Annotated in this window: 16 protein-coding genes; 3 read left to right on the forward strand and 13 right to left on the reverse strand. The window is 34.4% G+C overall.

Annotation, left to right across the window (positions count from 1 at the left end; all coding sequences use genetic code 11):
- Positions 1-31 precede the first annotated feature (31 nt).
- The 3 genes from ACWA1B_RS12120 to ACWA1B_RS12130 all read right to left on the reverse strand — a co-directional run bounded on the left by ACWA1B_RS12120 (position 32) and on the right by ACWA1B_RS12130 (position 3,252).
- The gene (locus ACWA1B_RS12120; protein ID WP_456907202.1) at positions 32-721 is read right to left on the reverse strand and encodes an RluA family pseudouridine synthase; all 690 of its coding nucleotides are present in this window, start codon (positions 719-721) and stop codon (positions 32-34) included.
- Positions 722-914: 193 nt separating this feature from the next.
- A complete protein-coding gene (gene panB / locus ACWA1B_RS12125; RefSeq protein ID WP_456907204.1) occupies positions 915-1,733 on the reverse strand; it encodes a 3-methyl-2-oxobutanoate hydroxymethyltransferase in 819 nt (272 codons plus the stop codon).
- Positions 1,734-1,824: 91 nt separating this feature from the next.
- Positions 1,825-3,252, reverse strand: a complete 1,428-nt coding sequence (locus ACWA1B_RS12130) for an L-serine ammonia-lyase (protein WP_456907206.1) — start codon at positions 3,250-3,252, stop codon at positions 1,825-1,827.
- Between the two features lie 302 nt (positions 3,253-3,554).
- Between ACWA1B_RS12130 and ACWA1B_RS12135 the strand changes: the two genes are divergently transcribed.
- Positions 3,555-5,702 carry a cation:proton antiporter gene (locus ACWA1B_RS12135; protein WP_456907208.1) on the forward strand — a complete coding sequence of 716 codons (2,148 nt, stop codon included), beginning with the start codon at positions 3,555-3,557 and terminating at the stop codon, positions 5,700-5,702.
- Positions 5,703-5,717: 15 nt separating this feature from the next.
- On the forward strand, positions 5,718-6,080 hold the full coding sequence (locus tag ACWA1B_RS12140) for a VOC family protein (RefSeq protein ID WP_456907210.1): 363 nt from the start codon (positions 5,718-5,720) through the stop codon (positions 6,078-6,080).
- 2 nt (positions 6,081-6,082) lie between these two features.
- Here ACWA1B_RS12140 and ACWA1B_RS12145 read toward each other — a convergent pair whose 3' ends face one another.
- The 5 genes from ACWA1B_RS12145 to ACWA1B_RS12165 form a co-directional block, all read right to left on the reverse strand.
- Entirely contained in the window at positions 6,083-6,766 is a 684-nt protein-coding gene (locus ACWA1B_RS12145) for a 2'-5' RNA ligase family protein (protein WP_456907212.1), read from the reverse strand.
- Positions 6,767-6,774: 8 nt separating this feature from the next.
- Positions 6,775-7,143 (reverse strand): iron chaperone, encoded by a 369-nt coding sequence (locus tag ACWA1B_RS12150; protein WP_456907214.1) that lies wholly within the window; start codon positions 7,141-7,143, stop codon positions 6,775-6,777.
- Positions 7,144-7,228: 85 nt separating this feature from the next.
- Positions 7,229-7,696: an SRPBCC family protein gene (locus ACWA1B_RS12155; protein WP_035647147.1), complete on the reverse strand. Its 468-nt coding sequence runs from the start codon at positions 7,694-7,696 to the stop codon at positions 7,229-7,231.
- A gap of 168 nt (positions 7,697-7,864) precedes the next feature.
- The gene (locus ACWA1B_RS12160; RefSeq protein WP_456907216.1) at positions 7,865-8,815 is read right to left on the reverse strand and encodes a polysaccharide deacetylase family protein; all 951 of its coding nucleotides are present in this window, start codon (positions 8,813-8,815) and stop codon (positions 7,865-7,867) included.
- Between the two features lie 5 nt (positions 8,816-8,820).
- Positions 8,821-9,213: a DoxX family protein gene (locus tag ACWA1B_RS12165; protein WP_456907218.1), complete on the reverse strand. Its 393-nt coding sequence runs from the start codon at positions 9,211-9,213 to the stop codon at positions 8,821-8,823.
- Between the two features lie 85 nt (positions 9,214-9,298).
- On the opposite strand from ACWA1B_RS12165, the gene ACWA1B_RS12170 reads away from it, so the two are divergent.
- Complete coding sequence (locus ACWA1B_RS12170) at positions 9,299-10,135, forward strand: helix-turn-helix domain-containing protein (protein ID WP_456907220.1); 837 nt, start codon at positions 9,299-9,301, stop codon at positions 10,133-10,135.
- An 11-nt stretch (positions 10,136-10,146) separates the two neighbouring features.
- On the opposite strand, the gene ACWA1B_RS12175 is transcribed toward ACWA1B_RS12170, so the two are convergent.
- The 5 genes from ACWA1B_RS12175 to ACWA1B_RS12195 all read right to left on the reverse strand — a co-directional run bounded on the left by ACWA1B_RS12175 (position 10,147) and on the right by ACWA1B_RS12195 (position 14,340).
- A complete protein-coding gene (locus ACWA1B_RS12175; protein ID WP_456907222.1) occupies positions 10,147-10,728 on the reverse strand; it encodes an LOG family protein in 582 nt (193 codons plus the stop codon).
- A gap of 3 nt (positions 10,729-10,731) precedes the next feature.
- Positions 10,732-11,259: a GNAT family N-acetyltransferase gene (locus tag ACWA1B_RS12180; RefSeq protein WP_456907224.1), complete on the reverse strand. Its 528-nt coding sequence runs from the start codon at positions 11,257-11,259 to the stop codon at positions 10,732-10,734.
- Between the two features lie 29 nt (positions 11,260-11,288).
- Positions 11,289-12,413, reverse strand: coding sequence for a lactonase family protein (locus tag ACWA1B_RS12185; RefSeq protein WP_456907226.1), 1,125 nt, complete (start codon positions 12,411-12,413; stop codon positions 11,289-11,291).
- A 137-nt stretch (positions 12,414-12,550) separates the two neighbouring features.
- Complete coding sequence (locus ACWA1B_RS12190; RefSeq protein WP_456907228.1) at positions 12,551-13,081, reverse strand: GNAT family N-acetyltransferase; 531 nt, start codon at positions 13,079-13,081, stop codon at positions 12,551-12,553.
- Between the two features lie 161 nt (positions 13,082-13,242).
- Positions 13,243-14,340 carry an MBL fold metallo-hydrolase gene (locus tag ACWA1B_RS12195; protein WP_456907230.1) on the reverse strand — a complete coding sequence of 366 codons (1,098 nt, stop codon included), beginning with the start codon at positions 14,338-14,340 and terminating at the stop codon, positions 13,243-13,245.
- Between the last annotated feature and the right edge of the window lie 17 nt (positions 14,341-14,357).

Below are 14,357 nucleotides of genomic sequence, written 5' to 3' on the forward strand. Positions count from 1 at the left end.
ATTAAAAAATTAACAATTATATCATAAAAAATCAAACGGCATTCCAAATTATCTCGTCTGGAACAGGCGCTATAATTGTAATGTTTTCTTTAGAAACTGGATGAACAAAAACCAGCTTTCTCGCGTGAAGATGAATACCGCCGTCAGGATTGCTGCGGTCAGCGCCGTATTTTAAATCTCCTTTGATTGGAGAACCCATTGCCGACAGTTGCGCTCTAATTTGATGATGACGACCTGTATGAAGATTAATTTCTAAAGCTGTATAATTTTGAAGTTCTTTGATGATTTTGTAGTCCAGACTTGCGAGTTTGCTGTCGGGAACTTCTTTTAAATGCGCTTTTGAAGTATTGTTTTTTTCGTTTCTTTTTAAATAGTGAACTAATTTGGCGCTAGCTTCCAATGGTTTGTTTTTTACAACCGCCCAATATGTTTTTTTAGTTTCACGATTGCTAAAAAGTTCGTTCATTCGAGATAAAGCTTTACTTGTTCTCGCAAAAACTACAATTCCGGTTGTAGGTCGATCCAAACGATGAATTACACCCAAAAAAACATCACCTGGTTTATTATATTTGGCTTTAATATATTCCTTCACAACATCAGATAAAGGTTTGTCTCCCGTTTTATCTCCCTGCACAATATCGCCCACACGCTTATTGACCACAATAATGTGATTGTCTTCATGCAAGATTTGGAGATTGTTTTTATCTGAAATAATTTTCATTTTAAGTTGAAATTTAGATTGAGAAAGTTTGGCTAAAGCCTGCGAATATGCTTAAAAATGAACCTCCAGCTAAAGCTGGAGGCAATTGAATTTGAATTTTATATTTTATAAAGTTCTTTGAACCTTTGTTGCTTTGAGCCTTTGTGCCTAAAACCTTAGTATCTTAGAGTCTTAGCAACTTAGAACCTTAAAACTAATATTGTTCTTTCTCATTAGGAAAATCTTTCGACTTAACATCAGTAGCATATTGACCAATTGCTTTTGTCATTAATTCGTATAAATTTAAGTAACGACGCAAGAAACGCGGACTGAATTCATTGTTCATTCCTAGCATATCATGAATTACCAAAACCTGTCCGTCAACGCCACCTCCGGCACCAATTCCGATCACAGGAATTGAAATACTATCAGCTACTTTTTTAGCAAGATCAGCAGGTATTTTTTCTAAAACGATCGCAAAACAACCAATTTTTTCAAGAAGTTTAGCGTCTTCCATTAACTTTTCAGCTTCTTGATCTTCTTTTGCTCTTACGCTGTAAGTTCCAAATTTATAGATAGATTGAGGTGTTAATCCCAAATGTCCCATAACTGGAATTCCTGCGTTTAATATTTTTTTGATTGATTCCTTGATTTCTTTTCCGCCTTCTAATTTTACTGCATGTCCACCGCTTTCTTTCATGATTCTGATAGAAGAGCGCAAAGCTTCTTTTGGATCTGACTGATAGCTTCCAAAAGGTAAATCAACTACAACTAAAGCTCTTTCGACAGCGCGAACTACAGATGAAGCATGATAAATCATCTGATCTAAAGTAATTGGCAAAGTTGTTTCGTGACCCGCCATTACATTTGAAGCAGAATCTCCCACTAAAATCACATCAACACCAGCGGTATCAACAATTTTGGCCATTGTATAATCGTACGCAGTAAGCATAGAGATTTTTTCTCCATTGCTTTTCATTTCAATTAATGATTTGGTAGTGATTCTTTTATAATCTTTTTTAGCAACTGACATTTATGAGTAAGTTTTAGTTTTTTTAATGATTTTAAAAGCAATTTATACTTTTAAAAAGTGATTTTTAGTTTGCAAAATTAAGTAATATATTCTAACAATCAGCCATATTTACGGCAATTGCCAATCCGCCTTCTGAGGTTTCTTTATACTTCGAATTCATGTCTTTAGCAGTTTCCCACATAGTATTGATGACTTTGTCCAAAGGAACTTTTGCATTTTTCGAATCGGTTTCAAGAGCTAATTCAGCAGCGTTGATGGCTTTTATGGCGCCCATTGTATTTCTTTCAATACACGGAATCTGAACCAAACCGCCAATTGGATCGCAGGTTAAACCTAAATGATGCTCCATTGCAATTTCAGCCGCCATCAAAACCTGAGCAGGAGTTCCGCCCATTAATTCACAAAGTGCCGCTGCCGCCATTGATGATGAGACACCAATTTCAGCCTGACAACCTCCCATTGCAGCAGAAATAGTAGAACCTTTTTTGAAGATACTTCCAATTTCTCCGGCAACCATCAAAAATTGTTTGATTTCTTTTTCGCCAGCGTTATGGTTTTCGATTACCATATAATACATTAAAACAGCAGGAATTACACCGGCACTTCCGTTTGTTGGCGCTGTAACAACGCGTCCTAAAGAAGCGTTTACTTCGTTAACAGCAAGTGCAAAACAGCTTACCCATTTTAAAATTTGACGGAATTTAACTTCGGTTTTTCTGATTTCTTCCAGCCATGATTGCGGATCAGTATAATTTGACAAACCAATTAAATTTTGATGCATATCAAAAGCTCTTCTTCGAACGTGAAGTCCGCCGGGAAGAATTCCGCCAGTATGACAACCAATGTACATACACTCTAGCATCGTATTCCAAATGCGCATTAGTTCAGAATGAATTTCATCTTCAGAGCGCATTGATTTTTCATTTTCGTAAACAATTTCAGAAATTGATTTATTTTCAGAAACAGTATAATTCAAAAGCTCGACAGCATTTTGAATTGGAAAAGGAAAGGCACATTTTATAACCTCTTTTATTTTGGCATTTTCTCGCTCTTCTTTTACGACAAAACCACCGCCAATTGAGTAAAAAGTCGATTCATATTCCGAATCATCATTTTTATAAGCAGTAAATTTCAAAGCATTAGCATGGAAAGGAAGAAAGTCTTTATTGAAAACAATATCCTGAAGAAAGTAAAATGGAATCGTATATTGATTTGCCAAAACGATTTCGTTTTTATCTTCAATCGTTTTAATAATTCCGGCAATATTATCAACCGGAATATATTCTGGATCTTGACCGCTCAAGCCCAACATTACGGCCAAATCTGTGGCGTGCCCTTTTCCTGTTAACGAAAGTGAGCCATATAAATCGACTTTTACGCGTTTGATTTGATCTAAAATAGATTCGTTTTTTAGCTCTTCTAAAAAACGTTCTGCAGCCCTCCAAGGCCCCAAAGTATGTGAGGATGAAGGTCCAACACCAATTTTAAGCATATCAAAAACAGAGATACATTCTTCCATTGTTTCAATTTTGTTATTACAAAGATAATTGAATAATGCAATGATGATTCGCTTTTGATTGTTAATGTTGCATTTTTGTTAAAAAAGGTATTAAATATTAATAATTTGGCAACAAAATAAATTTAATTGCTTAATATGCAGTTTACGTAGAAAGTTAGCGTTTTTTCGGTATTTTTGTAAAGAGCCTAACACTAAAACAGCTTAAATTGTTTGGTATAATTTAAAAATTACTTCAAAGAATTTTTTTGAATTCTGAAAATGTCTTTTTGCGATTACAATACCACAAAGCATAAAATTACAATATGATAGAATTTTTCAGGCATTTCATACACGAATTCGAATTACCGCTCACTAATCCAGTATTGATTTTTTCTTTAATACTTTTCATAATTCTGCTTTCTCCGATTTTATTAAAAAAAATCAATATTCCGGGAATTATCGGACTTATTATTTCGGGAGTTATTATTGGGCCTCATGGTCTTCATCTTTTGGAGAAGAACTCGGCTGTAAATTTATTTTCAACCATCGGACTTTTATATATTATGTTTATTGCTGGGCTTGAACTCGATATGAACGAATTCAAAGCCAATAGGAATAAAAGCTTATTATTTGGATTTTTCACCTTTATTATTCCGCTTTCCATTGGTTTTCCCGTATGTTATTATTTGCTTCAATATGAGTTCAATGCCAGTTTTTTAACTGCGAGCATGTTTGCCACACATACTTTAGTGGCATATCCAATTGTGAGCAAATTAGGAATTGCTAAAAATCAGGCGGTTGCCATTACCGTTGGAGGAACCATTCTGACAGATACAGCTGTTTTGATTATTTTGGCTGTTATTATGGGAAGTAGCCAAGGGAACTTGAATCAGGCTTTTTGGATAAAACTGACCGTTTCATTAGCGATTTTCTCGGCGATTATGTTTTTAGTGATTCCGAGAATAGCCAAATGGTTTTTTAAGAAATTGGAAAGTGAAAAACATGCACATTATATTTTTGTACTTTCAGTGGTTTTCTTTGCGGCTTTCTTGGCCGAAGTAGCAGGAGTGGAGCCTATTATTGGAGCTTTCGTTGCCGGTTTGGCATTAAATCCTTTGATTCCGCATTCTTCTGCTTTGATGAACCGAATTGAATTTATTGGAAATTCATTATTTATTCCGTTTTTCCTGATTTCTGTTGGCATGCTGGTTGACGTAAGTGTAATTTTAAGCGGACCAACTGCATTAATTGTAGCAGCAACATTGAGCGTTGTAGCTATTTTTGGAAAATGGGCAGCAGCTTTTTTCACCCAGATTGTTTTTAGATATACCAAAACCGAAAGACAATTAATTTTCGGATTGAGCAGTGCGCACGCGGCAGCAACTTTGGCCGTAATTTTAGTTGGTTTTAAAGCTAAAATTCTAGACGAAAATATCTTAAACGGAACTATTATTCTGATTTTGATTACTTGTATTGTGGCTTCGTTTGCAACAGAAAAAGCAGCTAAAAAAATCGCCATTTGCGAAGAAGAGATTTCGCATGAAGATGCCAGCCATGATCAAATTTTAGATGAGCATATTTTAATTCCATTAGCAAAAACTTCTGCAACAGCAAGTTTATTGGATTTTGCGCTTTTGATTAAAGATAAAAAATCACCAAATCCGGTTACTTTATTAACTATTGTTCCGAATAATGATCAGGCAGAAAAAAATATTTTGAAGTACCGAAAAGCAGTAGATAAATTCGTTATTCAAGGTTCAGCTTCTGAAGTGAAAATAAATACAATTGCCAGAATTGACCATAATCCGGCGAGTGGAATTGCCAGAACTTCTAAAGAAATCATGTCGGATATCGTGATTATTGGCTGGCCTAAAAAGACGGGATTTTTAGATAAGATTTTTGGAGAAAATGTAGATTCAATTATCAACAACGTAGATAAAAGTTTATTCATCTGCCGATTTCCAACTAACTTTATAGAACAAAAAAGACTCGTTTTTGTTTGTCCTCCATTTTCTGAAAGAGGAATTGGTTTTCATCTTTTATTGCAAAAAATCGCTAGATTATCTCAGGAATTAAGTATCCCGATCGTAATTTACGCCGATTACAAAACGCATCAAGCCATTCAAGGAATTGCAAATAACTTAAGATTAAATGCAAAATTTGGATTTAAAAGCGTCATTGAATGGGATAATTTCGAATCGATTTCAGATGAAATGAGACCAACTGATTTAATTGTTTTTAATTTATCCCGAAAAGGCTCCGTTTCCTATCAGTCCATTTTTGAAAGACTTCCACAGAAATTTGAGAAGTTCTTTGGAGACAATAATATCATTTTGGTTTATCCGCAGGATGACCGAAAAGAAAGTGCTATGGATGCCTATGAAGATTTCACTGCAACGCCTTTAACAAAAGGTCTTGAAGCGATTGAACAGATTGGTAGAGGTTTGGGGAATATTTTGAAAAAAGGATAAAAAAAATATCAATAAATGAATCACAATATCAAATCAATTCGCCCATTTATCGGAGCTAAAGACTTCAAAATATCAAGAAGTTTTTATCGCGATTTAGGATTTGAAGAAATTGTTTTAGAATCCAATTTTTCTGTTTTTAAAAGTGGAGAAACTGCCTTTTATCTTCAGGATTATTATACCAAAGAATGGATTGAAAATACCATGATTTTTCTAGAAGTTGACGACGCAGAAAGATATTATAATGAACTTTTGGCGCTTAATTTAACCGAAAAATATGGTGTAAAGTTAACTCCAACACGTCATTTAGATTGGGGAAGTGAATGTTTTCTTCACGATCCGTCTGGAGTTTTATGGCATTTTGGAACGTTTAAAAAATAATATCATCTCAAACCAAAATTCCCCAAAACTCGTGTAGTACTTTTACGTTGATACCAATCATTGTAAACCAGTTCCAGATTTTTTACATCAAATACCCCAAAATCATAATCACGAAATTTATCGGCGATTTCGATTAATTTCTTAGGATCATGAAGCGGCTCCTGAAAGCGCATAACGGTTGAATGTGCTGTGGAAATAGTATATCGGCTGTCGATGCTTTGTTGTAAATCTGAGTTTTTGAAATTCTCTCTAAGTTTATTTCTGAAATTATCCAAAGTTTCATCTGTTGGAAATCCCTGAATCATAAGTGCGGAAGGTGAGGCTGTAATACCTTTAAAATGAATTTTAATTTTATCGGCATCAACCATACTTTTGCATATTAATTGAATATAGTCATTTGGCGCAATCTGGTTTAGTTGAAATTCCTCTGAACAGGAAATAATTGACATAACCGTAATATGAATATCAGAATCAGGATAATAATATTGCTCCGGTTCGGCTTTTTTTAATTCGTTTATAAAAAGCTGAATATTTGCTTTTATTTCGTCGCTCGCGCGTATTAAAAGCGTTATTCCAAATCTTGAATCAGCTTCTTTTTTTAGGTCTGAATCAATCGCATATTTTCCTGCTGAAATAGCTTCAGAAGAGGTTTTATAAAGTTGGTTGTAGTGTTCGGTTAAATTCATTTAAAATTTTATTTCTTTTTTGCCTTTTCAAGATTTTCTTTCACTCTAAATTTTACAATTTTTGTGATTAAATCATAGGGCATTTTATCTTTTAAGGGAAACTGAACTGAACCTTTTCCCGATTTGTATTTTGAAAGCTCGTCTGCAAATTCTTTATGTCCGCTTGGTAAAGCATAGAGTCCGATATGATTTTTAAAGGCAGCAAAATATACTACGATTCCATTTTGTTCAAAAGCCGGCATTGAATAACTGATTTTTTCCTTAGCATCAGGCGCAGCTTTCTGAATCGTCATTCTTACTTTTTCCAAAATTTCCTGTACATCATTTGGAAATCCTCCGATGTATTCGTCAATGTTTTCGGGCTTTTTAACTTCCATAACTTATTGTTTTTTAGTTTCAAGTTTCAGGTTTCAAGTTACTGCTGAAAACTTGAAACTTGAAACTTGAAACTTGAAACTAAAATTAAGCCAATCCTTTCGGGAATCGGTCTAAAACTAAATTCAGTTGTAATTTATGTTCCAAATACGCTTTTGCACCGGCTAAAACTAAAGTAAAACCTTCAGTTGAATTACGAACCTGATCGATTATTTTATCTGAATCTCCTTTTAAACCTGAATTTGTAATGCTTACAAAAGTTTCATTTTCGTTTAAAGGAGTGAAAATCCATTCCACTAAAGTCGTTTCGTCGGGATTTCCCCATTCGATAACAATCTTTTTATTTTGCTGCAAAACGTGCGTTGTAACCGAAAGCGAAAAACCATACATTTCCCAAGTCCATTCCGTTTTCTCGCCTTCTTCTAATTTTCCCGAACCCTTTGTAAACCAAAATTTGTTTGTAATCTCCGGATCAATAAAAGCCTGAAAAACTTCTGAAACAGGTTTTCTAATCAGCATTTCGGCTTTTGCAAATTTGTTGTTTTCTGTTTTCATGGTTTATGTCTAAAATGTGTGTTGCAAAATAGAGGTAAATACTTCAAAAAAAATTGGAAAATCAAAACATTTTTTTTTGAAGCTCTAATTTAAGAAAGAAATTCCAATTCCCAGAAATAAAAAATCCACACAAGTTTTAACTTGTATGGATTTCAAATCCTAAATTGATTATTCTCTTATTGTAGTCTTGTCGTGAAGTGCAATTTCGGCGATTTCATCTTTGCGTTTAAAACTCACACCCTGATGTTGTTGCATGTATTTTATCAAATCACTTGCGGCTTTTACCATTTGGGGAGTTCCTCCAATGCGGTCGTGAAAACTAATTGACATTTGGCGTCGTTGTGTTTCGCTTTCGACGTATAACTGGTCAAATTCCATTTTAACTTGTTGGAAAAATTGATCTGATGAAAAGTTTTTCCCTTCAATCAGCACTATGTCGTTGCATCTGATTGTGTACGGAACTACTGCAAAATCTTTATTTTTTACCTGAATGATAAAAGGCTCATCATGGCTAAGATCATCGATATGATATTTGAAACCAAGTTCTTGTAAAATATTGAGTGTGTTTTGTCCTCGGCGCAGCCAGTTGGCATTATAACCAACAGGGGTAAAACCAGTGACATTTTTTATAGCATCAATACCATCTTTTATGAACATTTTTTCTTCTTCATACGGCATTGTGTATTGCGTGCTCCAGCTCATTCCGTGGGCGGCGGCTTCGTGGCCTCTTTGTACAATTTCTTTCGCCAGTTCCGGATTTTTTAAAACAGCCGTTCCAACCATGTGCGAAGTTACTTTTACACCAAGTTTATCCCAATTGTCCAGCATACGCGGAATTCCTTCTTTATATCCGTATTCATACCAAGTAGAAGCCGGGAGATCAATAAATCCTTTTTGCATATTTTGAGGAAAAGGACTTTCGGCATTTAGCGGTTGTCCTCCGGCTTCAAACTGCATAGAGATTGAAACCACTAATCTTGAACCGTCTGCCCATTTCGCTTTTTTAGAAGAAAAAGCAGGAGCGTTTTTTGAAACTTCAGAAAATGTTTCAATAGGATTCATCAGGCCAACCATTCCTATTATTCCGGTTTGTTTAATAAAATTTCTTCTTGAACTCATAATGCTTATTTTTTAATTAATGTATCAATGGCCCAACTGTTATCATTTATAAAATGTAACAGTAAGGCAAAAAAAGCAATGTGAATTAGTTGTGACGGAATGGCTTCCCAGTTTTCAATCATCGAGGTGCCAAATAATAAAATTAGCATAATAACAGCTCCAGCAATTAAAGATGGTTTTGTAAATAAACCCAGTAATAATAAAACGCCAATTGAAAATTCTGCTATGGGTAAGATGTAACTAAAAGGAGTTACAAGAATTTTTGGCAGCATAGAATTTTCAAAACTATTGGTCATCCAGTTACTAAAAGCTTCCAGTTTTGGTAGTCGTACTAATCCATGTCCAAACATGCTGATTGCTATTGCAATGCGCAATAATAAAAAAGAAATTGTTTCCATATTGTTGTAATTTTATACAACAAAGTTGAGAAGATCTGCTTTTTTAAATTTGTACAATCATTGGAATATTTTGTACTTTTGAAAGATGGAAATTAGAAATTTATACCATCCATTTGAACTTCAGTTTTTAGAAGTTTTAGAATATGAAGCGAAAGAGCGCAAAAACACTTTTTTTGAAATGGTTTTTGTACTGGAAGGAAAAGGAATTCAGATCATAAATGATCATCGACTACCTTACAGTAGTGATAAGTTGTTTTTGATTTTTCCTGAAGATACTCACAGTTTTGAAGTTAGTGAGAAAACGAAATTTTTCTTTATTAGATTTCATAACAGTTATCTTAAAACTCAAAGCAATGAATGGATTCAAAAACTTGAATTTATTTTTCACAATCATAATCATTTGCCAGGATGTATATTAAAGACAGTGACAGACAAGCCATTAATTAGAGTAATGATCGAAGCCCTTATTAGAGAAGAAAAAAGTCGTGATCCGCAGCAACAAGAAGTAATAAAACAGATTCTAAATACTATAATAACCATTGCCGCAAGAAATATTTCGCTTGTGGCGAGTATAAATTTTGAGCAGACCAGCACGATGCCAAATTTAGATTTACTGCATTATGTTCATCAGAATATCTATCGGCCAGATCAATTGAAATCGTCGAAAATGGCAACAGCTTTTAATGTTTCACCAACGTATATAAGCGAGTATTTTAAAACTAAAACAGGACAGAATATACAAGAATATAGTATTGCATATAAAATTAAGCTGATTGAAACCCGATTAAAATTTACCAATATGCGTATTAATGAAATCGTGTACGAATTTGGTTTTAGTGATGCAAGCCACCTGAATCGATTATTTAAGAAATATACAGGACTTAACCCGAGTGCGTATAAAAAGCAGTTTAAAAACGTATAAGCTGAAACACATTAAACGTCTTCTTTATTTATCCATTTTCCAACTTTTGGCGGAATATAGTTTTGCATTTTATGCAATAAATCCTCTATATTGTCGCTCACTAAAAGCATTTGCTGATTAACATCTTTAAGAAGGCCTTTTTCGACCATATTTTTTGTTAACTCAATTAATGAATCGTAGAATCCGTTTATGTTTAGAATTGCGATTGGTTTTTTATGAAGTCCTAGCTGTGCCCAAGTCAGCATTTCAAAAAGCTCTTCCAGTGTTCCAAAACCGCCGGGAAGCGCAATTACACCATCGCACAAATCATTCATTTTGGTTTTTCGTTCGTGCATGCTTTCCACTACAATTAGTTCGGTTAAGCCTAAATGTGCGATTTCTTTTGATCGTAAAAAATTTGGAAGAACACCAATTACGGTTCCGTTTTCGCTGAGTGCACCATCTGCGACAGCGCCCATTAAGCCTACATTTGCACCACCATAAACCAATCCGATATTTTCCTTTGCTAAAGTTTTTCCGAGCAATTCTGCCTGTTCTCTAAATATTTCATCGGTTCCAAAACTGGATCCGCAGAAAACGGTTATATTTTTCATTTTTTATTTTTTTATTCTGTAAACAAAATTATGACGTGAGGGTTCGTTATAATAAGCAACATTGATTTCGTCTATTTTTTTGGCACCTAATTTTTCTATTGCTTTTTGCGAACGGTAATTTTCTGCCCCAATATGGAACTGAACGTTATCAACAAACTGAAACGCATAATCGAGCATAATTTTTTTTACTTGTGCATTAAAACCAGTTCCCCAGAAGTTTCTGCCGTAAAAAGTATAGCCTATAAAAACACTTTTATTTTCCGGTTCATAATCGTAAAATCGTGTACTGCCGGCAATTTCATTTGTTGTTTTGTCCAAAATAACAAAAGCGCCCTTGCTTTCCATCGCACCTTCAAAAAAGTTTCGGAAGACGTCTCGTTCATAGCGATTTTTATTAGGATGTTGTTCCCAAACTAAAGGATCTGAAGCGACTTTATAAAGCGCTTCAAAATGATTTTCTTGCAAAGGAATCAATTTTAAGACTTCGTTTTCCAGAAAATCTGGCTGTAAATTAAAGTTGTTTGTAGTCATTTTTTGTGGCAGATTAAATGATTCTATTTTTAAATTTTTCGGATTTGAACGCACGAAACGCTTTCCATTTTAATCTCTTTTCCGACCTTTTTTAGAAGACCAGTTTTTTGATTTCTTTTAAAAACAACCACATTTCCAGTGTTTACATTAGATGCCACTAAAAATTTTCCACTTTCATCAATAGCAAAAACGCGAGGATGTTTCCCTAAAGTGGATTGATAACCAATATTTTTTAGAAATCCATTTTCATCAATTGTAAAAATGGCAATATTGTTTTCTTTTCCTCTGTTGGTCGCATACAGAAATTTTCCGTCTGGAGAAATATGAATGTCTGAACTTTCAAATCCTTCTTTTATTTTATCCGGATGCGTAGCGATGCGCTGGATTTTGTTTAAAACACCATTCTCATAATGATAAACGCTTATTTGACCTGCCATTTCTTCAATGCAATAACCAAATTTCTGATTCGGATGAAAGGTAAAATGTCTTGGTCCGGCTTCTAAATCTGTTTTTGTGAAAGGATTTTTGGTTTCAGTCAATGGTTTTTTCTGATTTTCATCAAAGGCATAACAACGGATTTTATCGGCACCTAAATCGGGTAGAAACAAATAATCAAACTGAGGTGAAAATATAGCTGAATGAACATGTGAACGTGTCTGTCTTTCTTTATGCGTGCTTCCGCCCATATATTGAAAATTTTGTGCAATCGAGTCGATTTTTCCGTTTTCTAAAATAGGAAAAACAGAAACACTTCCTTCAGTATAATTCGCATTGGCAATCCATTTTCCGCTTTTATGAACCGTAACATAAACCGGATTTTCGCCGCCACTTCTTTGGCTGTTCAGGAAAGTCAGACTTTTATTTTCAGGATTAAATTCAAAACTGCTGATGCTTCCTGCATTTGGCGTTTTTGTATCCGTGCAGGCGTAAACATATTTTCCATTTGGTGAAACAGTTAAATAGGAAGGATTTATAATGTTTTTTGCGGATGCTACTTTTGATAATTTTCCGTTTATGGTATCCAGTTTATAAATCTGTATCGCTTCAGCTGATTTATCACGATTATAAGAACCCAGAAATACATAGGTATTTTGTGCAAATAGGTTAAAAGTTACCAGAAAAATAATGGCAAGAAGGTTAAATTTTAGTTTCAAGGTTTTTGTTTTGTTTCAAGTTTTATGTTTCAAGTTTTTTTGTTTTGTCAGGCTGAGCGAAGTCGAAGCCCAAGTCCCAATTGGAGCGCCCTTCGACTTCGCTCAGGGTGACATAAGAAATGTTTAAATTCTTATTTTTATGAAATAAATTGGTATCTAAATCCAAACACAGGAAGTTCTCCTTGCATAAAATCCAAAATTTCATCTCTTTTAAATCCGATATTTTCATACATTCCCCAAGCCGTTTTCATTGCTAAAGTTGAATGAATAATGATTTGTTTTCGTTTATTTTCAGTCGCCTTTTTAATGCATTCTAAAGTTAAAAGTTTTCCAATTCCTTTTCCTCTCGCTTGAGAATTAACTCCAAGAAGACGAAATCCAGCCGAATCTTTTTCCTGAGGAGCAATTCCTCCAGAACCATAATATTGCATATCATTAAAATAGACAACTGCTCCCACAATCACATTATTTTCATCAAGAGCAACTAAGAGTTCCGTTTCAGGATATTCAGTAAAAGTGCCAATATTAGCCAGCATTTTGTAATAATTTGGCTGTTCATCCTCTTTCGGAAAACCTTCCAAAGCCGAATAAACTCGGATTAAAAGTTTGCCGATTTCCTCAAATTCTGAAGGATTTGCGTTTCGGATGGTATAATTTATTTTCGTCATTTTTTGTTTCAAGTTTCAAGTTTCAGGTTTTGCTCGCATTTGTCAGGCTGAGCGAAGTCGAAGCCCAAGTCACAATTGGAGCGCCCTTCGACTTCGCTCAGGGTGACATCGGTTTTTTGTTTCAGGTTTATAATTCATAATTCATAACTCACAATTCGTAATTATCTAACCCCTTTCCACCATTGCTGAAATTCCTGATTTTCATTTTTTAATTCTACTAATTCGCCAATTTTAGGTGTAATCAACGGAATAGGATTTTCAGATAATTTATTCAACTCGGTTATTTTAATCAAAGGCTCATCCCACGGATGAAGTGCCAATGCAAATTTAGACGAATGAACAGGAAAGACTCTTTTAGCTTTTAAATCTTTAATTGCTTTTATAACATCTTCCGGCAAATTATGAATGTACTTCCAAGCTGGGTTATATTGGCCATTATCAATAAGTACAATATCAAAAGGGCCAAATTTTTCGCCAATTGTAGCATAATGCGAATCGTAACCACTATCACCTCCTAGATACATTTTAAAATCTTTGGTTTCTAAAACAAAAGATGTCCAGAGTGTGTTACATCGTTTAATGCTTCTACCAGAAAAATGTCTTGAAGGAGTTGTATAAAGCGTTAAATTTTGATCCAATTCTATCTTTTCATGCCAATCTTTTTCGATAATAATTTCAGCAGGAAATTTCCAAAACTCGAAATGCGAACCAACACCAAGCGCTGTAATTATCTTTTTGATTTTTGGTTTCAATGCCATAATTGTGGCATAGTCCAAATGATCATAATGATCGTGCGTCATTAATAAATAATCAATTTCCGGAATATCATCGGCGGTATAAACTTCGGTTCCTTTAAAAGCTTTTGTAGTTCCGTAAATAGGAGAGGCGTTGCCGCTGAAAACAGGATCAATTAAAAAACGTTTTCCTTCAAGCTGAATGTAATAAGACGAATGCCCAAACCAAACAAGAATATCTTGGTCTAACGGAATTTCGTGTAAATTAGTTTTTACTGACGGAATTGCATCAGTCGGAATTTTGCGATCTACTTTTTTGAAGAAAAATTCTTTTAAAACATCAAAATAGCCGTAACCTTCTGCAAGTTCAGGTGTGAAACTTTGGTTTTCGAATTTTCCGTTTTTGTATTGAGGCGATTTTTGTATTAAAGCAAGTCTTTCGCCAGCGGGTCTTTTTCCGAATCTTGGATGAAAGGCAAAATAGATTGCAACGGCTATTAAAAGAAGAAATAAAGTAAGGATCATAATTTTTTTAGTTAGAA

The sequence above is a fragment of the Flavobacterium xizangense genome (genome assembly GCF_054075145.1).